This is a genomic window from Amycolatopsis sp. lyj-108, assembly GCF_046549005.1.
Lineage (GTDB): Bacteria > Actinomycetota > Actinomycetes > Mycobacteriales > Pseudonocardiaceae > Amycolatopsis.
In genome coordinates, this window is the sequence record NZ_JAJPWQ010000002.1 from 477,916 (window position 1) to 493,618 (window position 15,703).

General features: G+C 68.2%; 14 protein-coding genes. 3 read left to right on the forward strand and 11 right to left on the reverse strand.

Translation table 11 applies throughout. From position 1 onward, the window contains the following. Window positions 1–4: 4 nt before the first annotated feature. The 9 genes from ACLJO0_RS08535 to ACLJO0_RS08575 all read right to left on the reverse strand — a co-directional run bounded on the left by ACLJO0_RS08535 (window position 5) and on the right by ACLJO0_RS08575 (window position 10,019). Complete coding sequence (locus tag ACLJO0_RS08535; protein WP_410577406.1) at window positions 5–1,279, reverse strand: DUF4910 domain-containing protein; 1,275 nt, start codon at window positions 1,277–1,279, stop codon at window positions 5–7. Beyond that, window positions 1,279–2,301 (reverse strand): NAD-dependent epimerase/dehydratase family protein, encoded by a 1,023-nt coding sequence (locus tag ACLJO0_RS08540; RefSeq protein WP_410577408.1) that lies wholly within the window; start codon window positions 2,299–2,301, stop codon window positions 1,279–1,281. The genes ACLJO0_RS08535 and ACLJO0_RS08540 overlap by 1 nt, the downstream gene beginning before the upstream one ends. Before the next feature lie 5 nt (window positions 2,302–2,306). Beyond that, entirely contained in the window at window positions 2,307–2,984 is a 678-nt protein-coding gene (locus ACLJO0_RS08545; protein ID WP_410577410.1) for a PIG-L deacetylase family protein, read from the reverse strand. After that, window positions 2,957–3,745 (reverse strand): glucose-1-phosphate cytidylyltransferase, encoded by a 789-nt coding sequence (locus tag ACLJO0_RS08550; protein WP_410577412.1) that lies wholly within the window; start codon window positions 3,743–3,745, stop codon window positions 2,957–2,959. The genes ACLJO0_RS08545 and ACLJO0_RS08550 overlap by 28 nt, the downstream gene beginning before the upstream one ends. After that, window positions 3,742–4,977, reverse strand: coding sequence for a class I SAM-dependent methyltransferase (locus ACLJO0_RS08555; protein ID WP_410577414.1), 1,236 nt, complete (start codon window positions 4,975–4,977; stop codon window positions 3,742–3,744). Before ACLJO0_RS08555 ends, ACLJO0_RS08550 begins: the two co-directional genes overlap by 4 nt. Before the next feature lie 200 nt (window positions 4,978–5,177). Further along, on the reverse strand, window positions 5,178–7,103 hold the full coding sequence (locus ACLJO0_RS08560; protein ID WP_410577416.1) for a S8 family serine peptidase: 1,926 nt from the start codon (window positions 7,101–7,103) through the stop codon (window positions 5,178–5,180). Window positions 7,104–7,240: 137 nt separating this feature from the next. After that, the gene (locus ACLJO0_RS08565) at window positions 7,241–7,756 is read right to left on the reverse strand and encodes an acyl-CoA thioesterase (protein WP_410577417.1); all 516 of its coding nucleotides are present in this window, start codon (window positions 7,754–7,756) and stop codon (window positions 7,241–7,243) included. A gap of 9 nt (window positions 7,757–7,765) precedes the next feature. Continuing rightward, a complete protein-coding gene (locus ACLJO0_RS08570) occupies window positions 7,766–8,953 on the reverse strand; it encodes a BtrH N-terminal domain-containing protein (RefSeq protein WP_410577419.1) in 1,188 nt (395 codons plus the stop codon). A gap of 97 nt (window positions 8,954–9,050) precedes the next feature. After that, on the reverse strand, window positions 9,051–10,019 hold the full coding sequence (locus tag ACLJO0_RS08575; protein WP_410577421.1) for a YncE family protein: 969 nt from the start codon (window positions 10,017–10,019) through the stop codon (window positions 9,051–9,053). Window positions 10,020–10,154: 135 nt separating this feature from the next. Between ACLJO0_RS08575 and htpX the strand changes: the two genes are divergently transcribed. The 3 genes from htpX to ACLJO0_RS08590 all read left to right on the forward strand — a co-directional run bounded on the left by htpX (window position 10,155) and on the right by ACLJO0_RS08590 (window position 13,543). After that, the gene (gene htpX, locus ACLJO0_RS08580) at window positions 10,155–11,021 is read left to right on the forward strand and encodes a zinc metalloprotease HtpX (RefSeq protein ID WP_410577423.1); all 867 of its coding nucleotides are present in this window, start codon (window positions 10,155–10,157) and stop codon (window positions 11,019–11,021) included. A 128-nt stretch (window positions 11,022–11,149) separates the two neighbouring features. Next, window positions 11,150–12,223, forward strand: a complete 1,074-nt coding sequence (locus ACLJO0_RS08585; protein WP_410577425.1) for an LLM class flavin-dependent oxidoreductase — start codon at window positions 11,150–11,152, stop codon at window positions 12,221–12,223. Window positions 12,224–12,226: 3 nt separating this feature from the next. Continuing rightward, window positions 12,227–13,543 carry an NtaA/DmoA family FMN-dependent monooxygenase gene (locus ACLJO0_RS08590; RefSeq protein WP_410577427.1) on the forward strand — a complete coding sequence of 439 codons (1,317 nt, stop codon included), beginning with the start codon at window positions 12,227–12,229 and terminating at the stop codon, window positions 13,541–13,543. Here the strand turns inward: ACLJO0_RS08590 and rfbA are convergent. Together rfbA and ACLJO0_RS08600 are read right to left on the reverse strand one after the other, a co-directional pair. Continuing rightward, a complete protein-coding gene (gene rfbA, locus ACLJO0_RS08595) occupies window positions 13,533–14,414 on the reverse strand; it encodes a glucose-1-phosphate thymidylyltransferase RfbA (protein WP_410577429.1) in 882 nt (293 codons plus the stop codon). The two genes, ACLJO0_RS08590 and rfbA, sit on opposite strands and share 11 nt — an antisense overlap. A 51-nt stretch (window positions 14,415–14,465) precedes the next feature. Then, window positions 14,466–15,614, reverse strand: a complete 1,149-nt coding sequence (locus ACLJO0_RS08600) for a sialidase family protein (protein ID WP_410577430.1) — start codon at window positions 15,612–15,614, stop codon at window positions 14,466–14,468. Window positions 15,615–15,703 lie beyond the last annotated feature (89 nt).

Here is a 15,703-nt window from a genome sequence, read left to right on the forward strand (position 1 = left end):
GCCTTCAATCCTTGAGCAATCCGGCGTCGTGCAGCGCCTTCGCGGCGGCGACGACGGAATCGAACGGCAGTCCGGACCGCTCGGCGACGTCGAGCAGGCTGTGCTCGCCGTCCGAGAGGTTGAGCACCCAGAGCATGGCCATCTGGGCTTGTTTGGCGTCGCTTCTCCCGCCGAGCGAGCCGTACAACCCGCGTTTGCCGAGCTGAGGCTCGCCGTACGGGCTGAGGTTGACGTAGCTGCGGTTGCGGTCGAGGACGGCGAAGGTGTCCCGCAGGGTCTGAAGGGTTTCCTCCATGGCCGCGGTCGAGACGAAATCGAGGTTGTCGGCCGAAGTGTGGTACTCGGGATAACCCGCGTACGGCGTCCTCGTCAGCGATCCGACACCGAGGTTGAAGCCGGGGGAGCAGAACTGGCGCTCGTCGTAGCCGTACGGCGAGAAGTCCACGATCTCGTGCGCGCGATCGGCGAGGACGTACGCGAGCACGCGGTCGATCTCGGCGTCGCCCCGGCGGCTTCGCTTGTACGTCAACGATCCCGGGTCGCCCGCGCAAGCGAGCACGAGTCCGGCCTTGATCCGGTCGACGCGTTCGGTGTTGCGTGCGAGCCAGGTGATCGCGCCGATCGTGCCGGGCATGAACAGGAACCGGTACGTGTAGTGCGGATTCTCCAGCGTCTGCGCGAAGGCGGCCGCGATCGCGATTCCGGCGACGTTGTCGTTCGCCAGCGACGGATGGCAGGTGTGGCAGGAGATGAGCACCTCGTCGGTGACCTCGCCCGGCACGACGTGCTCGGCGTAGGTGAGGTGACCGTCGTCCAAGGTGGAATCGATGTGCACCTCGTACTCGCCGTCCGGCATCGCGTCGAGGGTTTCTTGCGCGAGGCAGAAACCCCACGTCGGCGAGTAGTAGCTGGTCCGGTACGGCACCCACGACGGCTGGTCCGGCAGTGTGTGCAGGTGTTCGCGCAGCTCGGCGAGCGGCATCTTCCTCGACACCGGGACGCTGTAGCCGACGACGTGCAGGTTCGACTCCTGGAAGTCGACCACGCGGCGGCCGGAGGCGTCCTTGATGTACGCGTCGCGGATGTTCCACTCCTGCGGCACGGTCCAGTCCAGTACCTGGGTGCCGGTGGGGACCTCGTGGATCTCCAGCGGGATGTGCTCGCCGACGATCTCCAGCGTGGCGCGGACGCCGTCGCCGGTGATGCTGCGGCACAGCGGATACAGGCGCTCGACCAGCTTCTCCAGGTCGGCGCCCGTCTCCAGGTCCCGGTGCGACATCAGCGACGCCGCAGGGTGTCGTCGAGTTCGCCGGCGGCGGTGCGGTCCTGCAAACGCGCCAGCCGGGTGAACAGGCGCTGGAAGCCGTGTTCGGTGAGGCCGTGGGTCCGATAGGCCTCGATCAGTTCGAGCGCGCCGTCCTTGACCGACCAGTCGCAGTCGAAGCCCGGGATCGCCGCGCGGAACCGGGAGAAGTCGACCCGGTACGAACGCGGATCCGCGCCCGCCTCGCCGGTGATCCGCAGCGTGGAGCCGGGGACGGCCTCGACGACCTCTTCGGCGATCTCGGCGACGGTCACGTTGTTGCGTTCGGTGCCGATGTTGAACGCCTTGCCGTGGACGGCTTCCTTGGGAGCCACCAATGCCGCCGCGAAGGCCCGCGCGATGTCCTTGGCGTGCACCAGCGGCCGCCACGGCGTGCCGTCGGAGAGCACCAGCACCTCGCCGGAGAGGTGGGCGTGCGCGGTCAGGTTGTTGAGCACGATGTCGCCGCGCAGCCGCGGCGAGAAACCGAACGCGGTGGCGTTGCGCAGGTACACCGGGCTGAAGTCGTCGTCGGCGAGTTCCTGGACGTCGTCCTCGACCCGCACCTTCGATTCGGCGTACGGCGTCACGGGGCGCAGCGGCGCGTCCTCGTCGACCAGGCCGTCGCCGCCCGAGGCGCCGTAGACCGAGCACGTCGAGGCGTAGAGGTACCGCTTGACCCCGGCGTCCTTCGCCAGCTTGGCGAGCTTGACCGATGCGTGGTGGTTGATGTCGTAGGTCAGGTCCGGCGCCAGCGAACCGAGCGGATCGTTGGACAGCGCGGCGAGATGGATCACCGCGTCCACCCCGGCCACGTGCTCGGCCGTGACGTCACGAAGGTCGACCTCGAAGCCTTCGGGGTCTTCGGGCTTCGGGCCCAGCACGCAGGTGTCGTAGAGACCGGAGTCGAGGCCGATCACCTCGTGGCCTTCGGCGGCCAGCACCGGGGCCATCACCGTGCCCAGGTAACCCTTGTGCCCGGTCAGCAGCACACGCATGGCTTTCAGCCTTTCGGAGTGAGGTCGAGCGTCAGTTTCTTGAGGTCGAAGGCCTCGGCGTAGCGCTGCCCGCATTCGATACCGCGAATGCGGGCGAGGCCGAGAAAGGCTTCCCGGTCGTACCAGGGCCGGTGCCGCTGAGAGGCGTAGTGCTCCTGGAGCAGGCGGACCTTCTCCTCGGCGAGCTCTGGGGAGAGCGCGACGTACGCGGCGGGTCTGCCGAGGTCGCCGTCCCATTTGGCGATCTCGTACTCCAGCTGGAGATGGGTGCGGAACACCGTCGGCACCAGCTTCGCCAGGCCGCGGTGATCCTGATGCGCGTCGGCCGTGCGCGGCGAGAGGACGAGATCCGGGTCCGTGCGGCGGCGCAGGTCCTCCAGCCCGTTCTTGGCCTCTTCCCAGTGCGCGGGGAGCCGGCCGTCGGGCAGTTTGAGCACGGTGACCTCGACGTCGGCGCCCGGACAGAAGGCCGCGAGCGCGGCCCGCTCCTCGGCCTCCCGGTCGGTGCCGCCGCCGGAAAGGACGAGCGCGTCCACCCGGACACCCGGATTGGCGGCGCAGATCGTCAGCAGTGTGCCGCCCGCCCCGATGGCGATGTCGTCACAATGCGCGCCGAGCGCGACGAGCCGCTGGATCCCGCCGGTGCCGAGTGCGATCACGCCGGCGCCGGTTCGTGTTCCCACAACGCCCACGGACGGTCGCCGTGCGCGTAGGCGTCGTCCAGCTGGACACGCTCCTTGACGGTGTCCGTCGGCTTCCAGAACCCGCGGTACGGGTACGCGAGCAGCCTGCCCTGCTTGGCGAGCTCGCCGCAGCCGTCGGCCACCAGGTCGCCGCCCGCGGGGATGTGGTCGAAGATCTCCTGGCGCAGCACGAAGTACCCGCCGTTCTCCCACAGCGGCATCTCACTGACCGGGGTCAGCGCGCCGATGCGGCCGTCCTCGCCCATTTCGACGCAGTGGAACGACGACTGCGGCGGCACGACCATCATCGAAGCGCCGGCGTCGGAGGCCGTGAACCGCTCGATCATCTCCGGCAGCGGCGCGTCGGTGAGGACGTCGGCGTAATTGGCGAGGAACATCTCGTCGCCGTCGAGATGCGGGCGCACCCGGCGCAGCCGTTCGCCGATGGCCGATTCGAGACCGGTCTGCACGAACGAGATCGACCAGTCCGAGATGTCGGTCGACAGCAGTTCCGCCTTGCCGCCCCGCAGGACGAAATCGTTGGAGGCGGTCTCCTGGTAGTTGAGGAAGAACTCCTTGATGTGGTGCGCGCCGTAACCGAGACAGAGAATGAACTCGGTGTGGCCGAAATGCGCGTAATAACGCATCACGTGCCAGATCAGGGGTCTCGGCCCGACCATGGCCATCGGCTTGGGCACGTCGGACGCGTCACCGTTGCGCATCCGCATGCCGTAGCCGCCGCAGAAGAGGACTACCTTCACGACTTCACCTCGACGATTTCCAGGTGTGGGATGGGGAAGACCAGTTTCCCGCCCCATTCGTCCACATAGGACAATTGGGCGGTCAGTTCCGTCCGGAGGTTCCACGGAAGGACGAGTACGTAATCGGGCCGGTCCGCTTCGATGCGTTCCGGCGGGAGGATCGGGATCCGGGTGCCGGGGGTGAACCGGCCGTGCTTGTACGGATTGCGGTCGACGGTGTACCGCAACACGTCCGGCCGGATGCCGCAGTGGTTCAGCAGGGTGTTGCCCTTGCCGGGGGCGCCGTAACCGACGACGGTCTTGCCTTCGAGTGCCGCGTCGGTGAGGAACTTGTTCAGTTCGAGCCGGACCTTGGTGACCCGCTCGGAGAATTCGGTGTAGCCGGACATTTCGTGCAGTCCCGCGGCCTTCTCGGCGTCGAGGACCTCCATCATCCGCTCGCTCGGCTCGCCGGCGACGGCGTCCGGGCGCGCCCACAGCCGGATGGAACCGCCGTGCGTCGGCAGGAGTTCGACGTCCACAACGGACAAACCGCCGCGTGCGAGCGCCTGGCGCGCGGAATCCACGGTGTAGTACTGGAAATGCTCGTGGTAGATCGTGTCGTACTGGTTCTCCTGGATCAGCGTCAGCAGATGCTGGACCTCGATGCTGACCCAGCCGTCATCGGCGACCAGTGCGCGGAGCCCGTGCGTGAAACCGATGATGTCCGGAATGTGCGCGTAAACGTTGTTCGCCACGACGAGGTCGGCCGGACCGTGTTCCTCGCGGACTTCGCGTCCGCTCTCGGGGCCGAGGAAGGCGGTCTTCGTCGGCACTCCGGCGTCACGCGCGGCTTGGCCCACGTTCACCGAAGGTTCCACGCCCAGACAGCGGATCTTTTGTGCCACAACATGTTTGAGCAGATAGCCGTCATTGCTGGCGACCTCGACGACGAACGAGGACTCATCGAGCCCGAGCCGCTCGACGGCGCCGTCGACGAACGTCTTGGCGTGTTCGACCCAGGAGGCGGAATACGACGAGAAGTACGCGTATTCGGTGAATGTCTCTTCCGGGGTGATCAGCGGCGGGATCTGGGCGAGCCGGCATTCAGTGCAGACCAGCAGGTGGAGAGGGTACGTCGGCTCCGGTTCCGGCAGCTGCTCGGCGGTCAGGAAACGTTCGCACGGCGGTGTGGCCCCGAGGTCGACGACACTGGCGAGATGGGCCGAGCCGCAGAGTCGGCAGGTGGTCATCGAGAGGCTCCTTGGCTCGCGTCACGTATCCCAGACGTCGGCACCTCGGGTCACCTCGTTACAGGCCTTCCAGCGGTCTCACGCTTCCGTCTCACAACCGACACCTGCCGTCTCGGCCATCGGCGCAGACGCCTCCGCCATCCGGGCGCGGGCATGCCGCAAGTAGTCACCTACTTGCGGCATGTCGCACCCTCACATCGTCAAGAAACCACCAACGCGTAGTCCGCGTCCGTCGCCGTCGTCTCCGGGTGACCGTCGGCGTTCACCTGCGTCGCCACGACCTCCACCGTCCAAGTCCCCGCGGCCGGCTTTTCGAGGATGACGTTCTCCACCGTGTCGACGGTGTTCGGCGAGCCGCCCGCGGTCGAGAAGTTGCCCGCCTTCAGCCCGTTGTTGCCGTAGTAGACCGTCCCGTTCGGCGCGGTGACCTTCAGCGTCAGGTCGTTGACCCTGGTGACCGACGCGCTCGGCGAGCCCGCCGGGTCGGTGTAGGCCAGCGTCGCCTTGAACTGCTTGGTCCCGTTCACCGCGACCGTGTACTTCTTCGACTGCCCGGTGCCCAGCAGATCGGTCTCGTTGACCAGCACCGGCAGTTTCCACCCGTTCGCCTTGGCCTGTTCGTGCAGGTACCGCACGTTCGCGGTGCCCCAGCCCTGATGCGTCCTGGTCATGTCGTGCGAGGTGCCGCTGAACGCGAACTGGTCGGCGCCGTTGATCAGCAGCGCCTTCGCGGTCGCGGCGTGCGGGCGGCTCGTGAAGACGTCGCGGCCCTTGCCGGGGCCGCCGTCGAACACGCCGTCGGCCCACATCTGGAACAGCAGACCGGCGTTTCCGCAGGTGATCGGCGTCGCGCCGCTCGTGCCGCCGAACGACGTCGTGTACGAGGTGTCACTGCCGGAAGACGTGGTGTCGATCCGGTCGTAGTAGTTCGACAGTTCCGGTTTGATCCGGCCGTCGGCGGCCGGGCCGATGCTGGCGCCGCCGCTCCACTTGTCGTCGGTGCGGCCCAGCGTGTTGTAGTGGTACTGCCCGCCGACCGAAAGCACGTTCTTCGACCAGGCCTGCGGTCGCGACTGCTGGGTGCCCGCGTTGCTCTGCGACTGGCAGATCAGCAGGTCGTGGTCGAAAACGATCTTGTCGAGCTCGGCCGAAACCGAGTTGTACGCCGTCGTCAGCCCGCCGCCCCAGCTGTTGCTCTGGAACACCGCGCGATACTTGCCCGCCGGGTCGACCAGTTCCTTGGTGTGCGCGTAGCGGTCGGGCTTGTTGTAGGTGGCGAAGATGCCTTGGCCCTCGGGCAGCAGTCCGCGCTGCGGCGCGCTCACGCCGGACGCGAAGATCTGGCCGTACGTCGAAGTGCCGTGGCTGGTGCTGGTCGAGTTCGAGCCGTGCATCACCGTCGGCCGCGCCTTGAACTCCTGGTGGGTGACCCGCAGCCCGCCGTCCATCACCTCGCCGCGTACGCCCTGGCCGCGGTAGCCGCCGACACTCTCGACGAAGTTCGCGCCCCCGCTCTCCCTGGCGTTGGCCATGTCGGTTTCGGGGGCGGTGATCGCGCCGACCGCGAGCACCTCGGCCCCCTGCGCCACGGTGGCGGCCTGACCGGAGCCGAGGTTCGCGACGATGTGCTGCCCGCTCTGCGAAATCGCCTCGATGCCGCCGCCGAGCCGCAGGATCCGCTCGGCCACCGCGCGCTGGTCCCGCGCGTCCGGTTCGACCAGTGTCACCAGGTGACTGCCTGCCGCGGCCGACGAGATCTCCATCTTGTCGGCAGGCCGGTATTCGCCGAGCCAGCGGACGAAATTCAAATTCGCCACCGATTCGCGGTTCTCCGGCTTCAGTCGCACCACGTAGGCGAAATCGGGAATGTAGGTCCCGATTCGCACACCGAGTGAACGCAAACGCCCGCGCTGCGCGTCGGTCAGCGCACTCCGGACCTGGAGCAGGTAGGCGCCTTTCCAGTCCTGGCTCGCGGCCGTCCGCTGACCGAGCGGATCGAAGGTCCTGCTGGCCAGCCTGATGAACTGGGGGTCTTCGCCGTCAGGGGCGGCGACGGCCACCCCACTGGTCAAGAGCATCGCGCCGACCAAGGGCGCGAGAAAGCGGACACACTTCGGCCGTGGCATGAAATACCTCCGGGGAGCTCTGCAGGGGAGAGAGGTCTTTCGAAGGTACCGGCCGAAAGCCGTCATGATCAGCCGCTGAACGGCTCAGTCGTTTTCCGGTAATGCGGGAAATGGAGCATAAACGGTTAAAAACTGATTCAGGAAGCCTCGTCGATCGTCCCGCTGAACCGCGTCAACCGCTCGTTTTCCTCGTCGTCGAGGCGCCGGACGCTGCCTTCGGGCAGGGTGCACGCGACCCAGATGGTGCGGCAGCGCGCGTAGACGGCCCGTTCGTCGCGCAGCCTGCTGTTGACCACGACGTCACAGGTCCCGATCCGGCCGACCACGGTCTCGACCTCGACCGGGTTGTCGCGGAAGGTCAGCCTGCGCAGGTAGCTGACGTTGTGCTTCGCGATCAGATACGCCGGACCCTTGGTGCGGAACACGTGCTCGCGCCGAGGGTCGAGCATCGCGATCTGGGCTTCCTGGAAGTAGTCGAGCAGCCGGACATTCCCGACCTGGCCGAGATAGTCCAGGTCGGTGACACGCAGGCGATGGCGGAACAGGTGGATCTCGGAAGCGGGACGCGCACTGGTCGTCCCCAGCGGATGTGCGTGCACGAAGTGGATCTTCAACGATCGCGCGGTGTTCCGGCCGCGCGGCGCAACGGACACCGGTCCGGTTCACTCCATCAGGGCTTCGGAGAGTTCGCGGATCGCGGCCGTCTCTGCGGTGTGGATGTCCCGGATCATCGTGCCCATCGTGCTGAACAGTTCGCGTGCTTCGACCTCGGTGAACGGCGACTCGTCGTTGTGGTGCGCGCGCAGTTTCCACAGCTCCGCACCGGCGGTCGCGGCCGCGTCCTGCCCCGCGTCGCCCTCGCGGACACCGGCCGAAACGGTGCTGATCAGCCCACGCACCCAGGCGAACTCCGCGTTCGACGCGGGAACCGCCGTCTCCGCCAGTTCGGCCCACCGTTCGGCGATCCCGCGCCAGGTCGGCGCCTGTTCGGCCAGCGCGGGGAGTTCGAGCAGGACGGCGGCCTCGGTGAGCGCGTCGGCGAACAGCCCGCGCAGATGCCCGCCCTCCAGCCCGGCCGGGGTGACGCTCTCCCAGACGTTGAACAGCGTACCGACGAGCCCGCGCCGCTCGCCGAACGCGCGCGGCCAGCCCTTGGGATCGCGTTCGTCGGTCATCGCCTTCGCCCAGCGCTCCCACGCGGGCAGCGAGAACGACTTCGACGGCGCCGAGAGGTTCCGCGCGCAGTCCGTGAGCCCGTCGCGCACGGCCGTCGGCCAGTCCGGGACCTCGCCGGGCCGGATCGTCGCGAGCAGGTTCTTGTACGAGCCGACGCGGCCGCGCGCGGCGTCGAACGTCTTCCGGTCGACCGTCAGCCGGGCGAGATTCCGGTCGTCGACGAGCACCCGGCCGTCCTCTTCGCCGTACGCGACGACGAAGTGGCCGCCACCGCCGGACATCTCCGGCGGCAGATGCCAGTAACCGAGCGACTCGCGGTCAGGCAGCACCAGGACCGGCCGCCCCGCTTCGAGGTCGGCGGTGAGCCGTTTCGCGGCGGCACGTTTGCCGCCGGTGGTGTGGAAGTCGGCGTCGAGCCCGAGACGGTCCACAGTGGACTTGAGCCATTCGTGCGGGTACTGCCAGCGCGCGCGGAAACCGAACACGATGGTCGACATCGTCTCGTGCGCGAAGTCCCACAGGATGTAGCCCGCCCCGATCCCGCCGGACACGGCGAAGACCAGCGCCTCGCCGGGCGCCTTGCCGTCCGGGCCTTCGACACCGTGATGCGCCAGCACCGCGGCCACGGCCGACACGTCCGGTTGCAGCCCGCCACGTAATTCGTACACGCTCACCCCGCCATCATGCCCGCTCCGGCCACGTGAGTGGTGAGGATGGCGTCCGCTCGATCACGCGTGCCGTCCACCCAGTCACGCGAACCCGCCGTCTTGGTCAGAAATCCCTGATCAAGAAAACCCTGCCGCGCAAGGGATCCGCCACGTACACCGTCTTGGTGCGCTGGTCGATCGCGACCGCGCCGGGGTTCACGCCGAGCGACAGGTCGCCGGTGAGCAGGCTCGTCACCCCGTCGATCCTGGCGATGCCGTTCGGCCCTCCGTTGGAGTACACGGTGTTCGATCCTTCGTGGACCGCCACCGACGAAGACTCCGAGCGCAACAGCACGGTCGCCTTCTCCTTGCGGGCGCCCGGATCCACGACGGACAGATGATGGATCGCCGAATTCGCGACGAACACCGTCCCGGACGCGCTGTGCACGGCGACCCCGGTCGGCGACTTGCCCACCGGGATGCCACCGATGAACTTCCCCGCGCCGATGTCGAAGACCTCCAGCGAGTCCGTGTCCGTGCTGGTGCAGTACGCGAGCTTGCGGCCGCTGTCGACCGCTGTCGACGACAGCCCTCGTGTGGGCCCGGGGACGAGGTCCAGCAGGCGGCAGCCGACGCCGTCGAGGACGGCGAGCGTCCCGGTGAGCGCGCTGACCGCGTAGATGCGGTTCGCCCGCTCGTCGATGTCGACACTGGACGCTCCAGGGCCGGCAGGCACCACGCTGACGACGTCGTTGGTCCGGCCGTCGATGACGAGGACGGTCCCGCCGGGCGGGTTCGCGGCGAAGATCCGGTTGGTCGCCGTGTCCACGGCCAGTCCGGCGGGCTCGCCGCCCACCGGGATCACGTCGCCGACGGTGCCGCTGCGCGAATCGAGCACCACGATCGTGCCGGTGGAGGGGTCCGAGACGTACGCGAAGCCGGTGACGGAATTCACCGCGACCGCCTCCGGAGTGCCTCCGACCTCGACGAGAAGTACTTTCTCAGCTCGGGCCGCCGGGGCAAGGGCGAGCGTGGAAACGCCGGCCGCGGCCAGCGTGAACAGGGCTCGGCGGCTCAGTTCGGGTCCTCGCACAGGCGCCTCCCCATGATCGCTCCGGGGTTCGACGATAACCCGCGAACCGGGCACGCGAAGGAACTTCGCGTCCCCCGATCGCGTTGTTTCCGATGAGTAACCCCCAATCCCCGGAGAAGGAAGGAGCGGGACGTCGTGCACAAACACCAGAACGGGCTGAAGACCGTCGTCCTGCTCGGCGTGCTGTCCGCGCTCATCGTCGGGATCAGCGGCTTCTTCGGGCGGGGTGCGCTGGTCATCGGCCTGCTGGTGGCGCTCGGGATGAACGCGTACGCCTACTTCAACTCCGGCAAGCTGGCTCTGCGGGCCATGCGCGCACGGGCGGTTTCGGAGGCCGAGCAGCCGGCGATGTACCGGATCGTGCGGGAGCTGGCGACCACGGCGCGCCAGCCGATGCCGCGGCTCTACGTCAGCCCCACCCAGGCCCCGAACGCCTTCGCCACCGGCCGCAGCCCGCGCCACGCGGCGGTGTGCTGCACCACCGGCATCCTCGGCCTGCTCGACGAGCGCGAACTGCGGGCCGTGCTCGGGCACGAACTGTCCCACGTCTACAACCGCGACATCCTCATCTCCTGTGTGGCGGGCGCGCTGGCGAGCGTGATCAGCGTGATCGCCAACATCGCGATGTTCACGAGCATCTTCGGCGGCGGCAACCGCGAAGACGGCGACAGCCCCTTGGTCGGGCTGCTCCTGGTGCTGATCGGGCCGATCGCGGCCGCCATCGTGAAGCTCGGGGTGAGCCGCTCGCGGGAATTCCAGGCCGACGCGTCGGGCGCGGAACTCACCGGCGACCCGCTCGGCCTGGCTTCCGCGCTGCGGAAACTCGACCACGGAACCCGCGCGGCGCCGCTCGTGCCGGAGCCGAAGCTGGTGTCGCAGTCGCACCTCATGATCGCGAACCCGTTCCGGCCGGGCGAGGGCCTCTCGAAGCTCTTCTCGACCCACCCGCCGATGGACGAACGCATCCGGCGCCTCGAAGAGATGGCCCGGCGCCCCTTCTGACCAGGCGGATCGCGTTTAGGGGGCTAAACGCAGGTCGGCCCCCGGAGCGCAGTTAGCGGGCTAAACGCGATCCGGTTCCCACCTCGTGGGAGGGGGAATCGAGGGGTACGCGCGGGGGTTCCCCGGGCATGGGTTCCGCACAGCAGTTGCACCTCGGGGTCGCGCTCGACGGGGCCGGGCAGCATCCGGCCGCCTGGCGGGTTTCCGACGTCCGACCGGCCGCCTTGTTCACCGCCGCCCACTACCTGGCCCACGCGAAGCTCGCCGAAGCGGCTTCGCTCGACTTCGTCACCCTCGACGACACCCTCGCGCTCCAGTCCGGCGGCGAAGAGGTCGTCCGAGGCCGACTGGACGCGTTGCTCACCTTCGCCGCGATAGCCCCCGTGACCAGCGGAATCGGCCTCGTCCCGACGGTCACCACCACCCACACCGAGCCGTTCCACATCTCGACGGCCGTCGCTTCGCTCGACTTCGCGAGCCGCGGCCGCGCAGGCGTCCTCGCGGTGCCTTCGCGCACCGAAGCCGAGGTCGCGCACTTCGGCAGGCGCACCCTGCCGTCCGAGGCGGACGCCGAAGCGGAGAACGCCGAGGTCGTCGACGTCATCGCGCGTCTCTGGGACAGCTGGGAGGACGGCGCGATCATCCGCGACGAGCCGACCGGCCGTTTCATCGACCGCGAGAAACTGCACTACGTCGATTTCGAAGGCCGCTTCTTCAACATCAAGGGACCTTCGATCACGCCGCGTCCGCCCCAAGGCCACCCGGTCGTCGCGGTGTACGGCGACTCTCCGTACGCGCATGGCGCCGACGTCGTCCTGATCGACGAGATCCGCGGCGCCCGCGAGCGTTTCCCCGACGCCAAACTTCTCGCCGGCCTGTCGATCGTGCTCGCCGAAACCGAGCAGGCGGCCTTAGACCGCCGTCGCGCGCTGGAGGCCTACGCGCCCTTCGTGGCCGGAGAGCTCACCTTCACCGGCACTCCGGCAGACCTCGCCACCGAACTGCCCCGCCTCGCGGCGGCCAACGGACTCGACGGCTTCCACATCCGGCCCGCCGTCCTGACCGACGACCTGGCGCTCTTCACCGCCGGGACCGTCCCCGCGCTCCAGGCCGCGGGCGCGTTCCGGCAGGCCTACACCGGCACCACCCTGCGCGACCATCTCGGCCTCGGGGTCGCCGCCAACCAGTACGCGGAGGCGTGACAGATGCCCAAACAGGTCAAACTCGCCGCACACTTCCCCGGCGTCAACAACACGACCGTGTGGAGCGACCCGCGTTCGGGTAGCCAAATCGACTTTTCGTCCTTCGAACATCTCGCGCGCACGGCCGAGCGGGGCAAGTTCGACTTCCTGTTCCTCGCCGAGGGCCTGCGCCTGCGCGAACACGCCGGCCAGATCCTCGATTCCGATGTCGTCGGGCGGCCGAACACCACCACCGTGCTGGCCGCGCTCTCCGCGGTCACCACCCGGCTCGGCCTCGCGGGCACGCTCTCTTCGACCTTCAACGAGCCGTACGAGGTCGCGCGGCAGGTCGCGAGCATCGACCACCTCTCCGGCGGTCGCGCCGCGTGGAACGTCGTCACCTCACCGGACGCGTGGACGGGACAGAACTTCCGCCGCGGCGGCTTCCTGAAACGCGAGGACCGCTACCGCCGCGCCGAGGAGTTCCTCGCGACCGTGCGGGAACTCTGGGACAGCTGGCCGCCCGACGCGCTGGTGGGGGACAAGGAGAACGGCGTCTTCGCACGCGGCATCGAGCGCTTCGCCCACAGTGGACCGCAGTTCGACATCCACGGCGAGTTCACCGTCCCGAGGACCCCGCAGGGGCAGCCGATCGTCATCCAGGCAGGCGATTCCGACGAGGGCAGGGAGTTCGCGGCCAAGACCGCCGACGTCATCTTCAGCCGCCACGGTTCACTGGAGAGCGGCAAGGAGTTCTTCGCCGACGTCAAGCGACGGCTGCCCGCGTACGGCCGCGAGCCCGGCGAGCTGCTGATCATGCCCGCCGCGACCTTCGTCCTCGGCGACACCGAGGAGGACGCGCACGAGTACGCCCGCGAGATCCGCTACCAGCAGGTGCGCCCGGCCACCGCGATCCAGTTCCTCGAGCAGGTGTGGAGCCGCGACCTCTCCGCCTACGACGCCGACGGCCCGCTCCCCGAGGTCGACCCCGATCCCGACGCCGAACCGCTGACCTGGGGCCGCGTCCGGCACGAGAAGGATCCGCTGGCCGTGGCCGCGAAATGGCGGGCGATCGCGGAGGAGAAGAAACTCTCGATCCGCGAACTGGTCATCGAGGTGACCGCGCGCCAGCAGTTCGTCGGCACCGCCCGGCAGGTCGCGGAGTCGATCGACGAATACGTCCAGAGCGACGCCGCCGACGGATTCGTGCTGGTGCCGCACCTGACCCCTGGCGGGCTGGACGCGTTCGTCGACGACGTCGTCCCGCATCTGCGGGAACGGGGTGTCTTCCGGACCGAGTACACCGGAGACACCCTGCGGGAGCACTTGTTCAGCAGGTAGCGCCCTGGGTGCGCGCGACGTTCATCAGATATTCGCCGTAGCCGGACTTCGCCAGCTTGGCGCCGAGCGCGTAGCACTGGTCCGCGTCGATGAAGCCCATCCGCAGCGCGACCTCCTCGAGACAGGCGATCCGGACGCCCGTCCGGTGCTCGAGGACCTGCACGAACTGGCCGGCCTCCAGCAGCGAGTCGTGCGTTCCGGTGTCGAGCCAGGCGAACCCGCGCCCGAGATCGATCAGGGTCGCGCGGTCCTGCCGCAGATAGGTGAGGTTGACGTCCGTGATCTCCAGCTCACCGCGAGGGGAGGGCTTGAGGTCACGGGCGATCTCGATCACCTGGTTGTCGTAGAAGTACAGGCCGGTGATGGCCTTGTTCGACTTCGGCTTCTCGGGTTTCTCCTCGATGGAGAGGAGCTTGCCGTCGGCGTCGATCTCGCCGACGCCGTAGCGCTGCGGGTCCTTGACCGGGTAGCCGAACAACACGCAACCGTCGAGCGTGGTCGCCGCGGCCTGAAGCCTGCTGGAGAACCCCTGGCCGTAGAAGATGTTGTCGCCGAGCACGAGCGCGACGTCGTCATCGCCGACGAAGTCCGCGCCGATGACGAACGCCTCGGCCAGCCCGTTGGGGGCGGCCTGTTCGGCATAGCTGAAGCTGAGCCCGAACTGGCTGCCGTCGCCGAGCAACCGCCGGAAATGCGGCAGGTCGACGGGGGTCGAGATGATCAGGATCTCGCGGATCCCGGCGAACATCAGCACCGAGATCGGGTAGTAGATCATCGGTTTGTCGTAGACCGGTAGCAGCTGTTTCGAGATCGCCTGGGTGATGGGATGCAGACGCGTCCCGCTGCCCCCGGCCAGCACGATGCCCTTCATGCGATGCCCCCGCTTCGTAGCCGATCGCTCGGCCTCACACTACCGGGTGGCTCAGAACGCCGGTCCCTTCGCGAAATACGCCTTGCAGCCGAGGTTGTACTCGGTGGAGATCTGCAGCACGTTCTTCCCGCCGTCGACCGGGAGCAGTGTCGAGCTGTAGTTGGGGCAGAAGTTGTTGTGGATGCCGGTGATGTGCACCGGCGCGGGCAGCTCGTACCAGTTCCCGGCGCCGAAGTTGTCGTTGGCCAGCAGGACTTTGCCGTTCTTGCCCTGCGGGACACCGGCCGCGTTGGTGTAGATCTGCCCGACCATCACCAGCCGCACCCCGTTCGGGCCGCCGGGGAACAGCGCGATCGTCTGGGCGTGCTGGAAGTAGTTGCCGTTGGCGGTGGTGACGCGGGTGCCAGGGTCGAGGGGGTCGCCCCAGTTGGCGCCGTCGGAGGAGATCTTGAAGTACGGGTCGCAGTAGCGGTCGCGGTAGTTGCAGATCTCGTAGGCCAGGTAGTACCGGCCGTCGGGGAGACGGCGGATGATCGGCATTCCCGGCCGCACCCGATGGGGCGGGATGGCCATCGTGCGCTGCTTGGTGCCCCAGTTCACCCCGTCGGTGGAAGCGACCCGGTTCATCACCTGCGCGAACTGCGGCGCCTCGGTCTCGTCGGCGTAGTGCAGCCACAGTGTGCCGCCCGCGTCGACGGTGAACTCCGGCTCCCAGATGCCGTCGTGGTTGTGGGAGCGGGCGGCCTCGGAAAGGAAGGACCACGTGCGGCCGGCGTCGCGGCTGGACCAGATCTTGATGCCGATCCGCCGCTGCGGCCCGGCGTCCTGCCGGTAGCTCGCGGCCCACAGCAGCGTGCCCGCGCGAAGCCTGCCGACCCGCTGCGGCAGCTCGTACAGCGTCCCGCAGCACATGCCGCGGCGGCCGTCCCGGTCGCGGACTTCGCCGACCTTGTGGAAGGTCTGGCCCTCGTCGGTGCTTTCCATGATCGGCGTGAACTTGCCGCTCGCGTCTTCGCTGGTCAGCGACGCCAGGATGCGGCCGCGGCCGACAGAGGAGTGTTCCAGGCGGATGAGCCGCGGGTACGAGCCATAGCCCGGCACGAGCTGTTGCCGTTCCGCGGCCTGCGCGGCGGTGAACAGGGACGCGATCACCGTGAGTGACAGCGCGAAGGCGAGTGCGGTGCTGAAACGGCGCTTCATCGTGACCTTCCTCGAACGCGATCGCCGGATTACAACACGGGCATTTGTCCCTTTAGGACTCCCTCGAAGGCGTCGCGGCGGAAACCCAC

What these genes read in the sequence shown, in the direction of transcription:
- rfbA (WP_410577429.1), bottom strand. Translation starts at nt 14,414, where the DNA reads ATGAAGGGCATCGTGCTGGCCGGGGGCAGCGGGACGCGTCTGCATCCC.
- ACLJO0_RS08555 (WP_410577414.1), bottom strand. Translation starts at nt 4,977, where the DNA reads ATGACCACCTGCCGACTCTGCGGCTCGGCCCATCTCGCCAGTGTCGTC.
- ACLJO0_RS08560 (WP_410577416.1), bottom strand. Translation starts at nt 7,103, where the DNA reads ATGCCACGGCCGAAGTGTGTCCGCTTTCTCGCGCCCTTGGTCGGCGCG.
- ACLJO0_RS08585 (WP_410577425.1), top strand. Translation starts at nt 11,150, where the DNA reads ATGGGTTCCGCACAGCAGTTGCACCTCGGGGTCGCGCTCGACGGGGCC.
- ACLJO0_RS08540 (WP_410577408.1), bottom strand. Translation starts at nt 2,301, where the DNA reads ATGCGTGTGCTGCTGACCGGGCACAAGGGTTACCTGGGCACGGTGATG.
- ACLJO0_RS08600 (WP_410577430.1), bottom strand. Translation starts at nt 15,614, where the DNA reads ATGAAGCGCCGTTTCAGCACCGCACTCGCCTTCGCGCTGTCACTCACG.
- ACLJO0_RS08590 (WP_410577427.1), top strand. Translation starts at nt 12,227, where the DNA reads ATGCCCAAACAGGTCAAACTCGCCGCACACTTCCCCGGCGTCAACAAC.
- ACLJO0_RS08535 (WP_410577406.1), bottom strand. Translation starts at nt 1,279, where the DNA reads ATGTCGCACCGGGACCTGGAGACGGGCGCCGACCTGGAGAAGCTGGTC.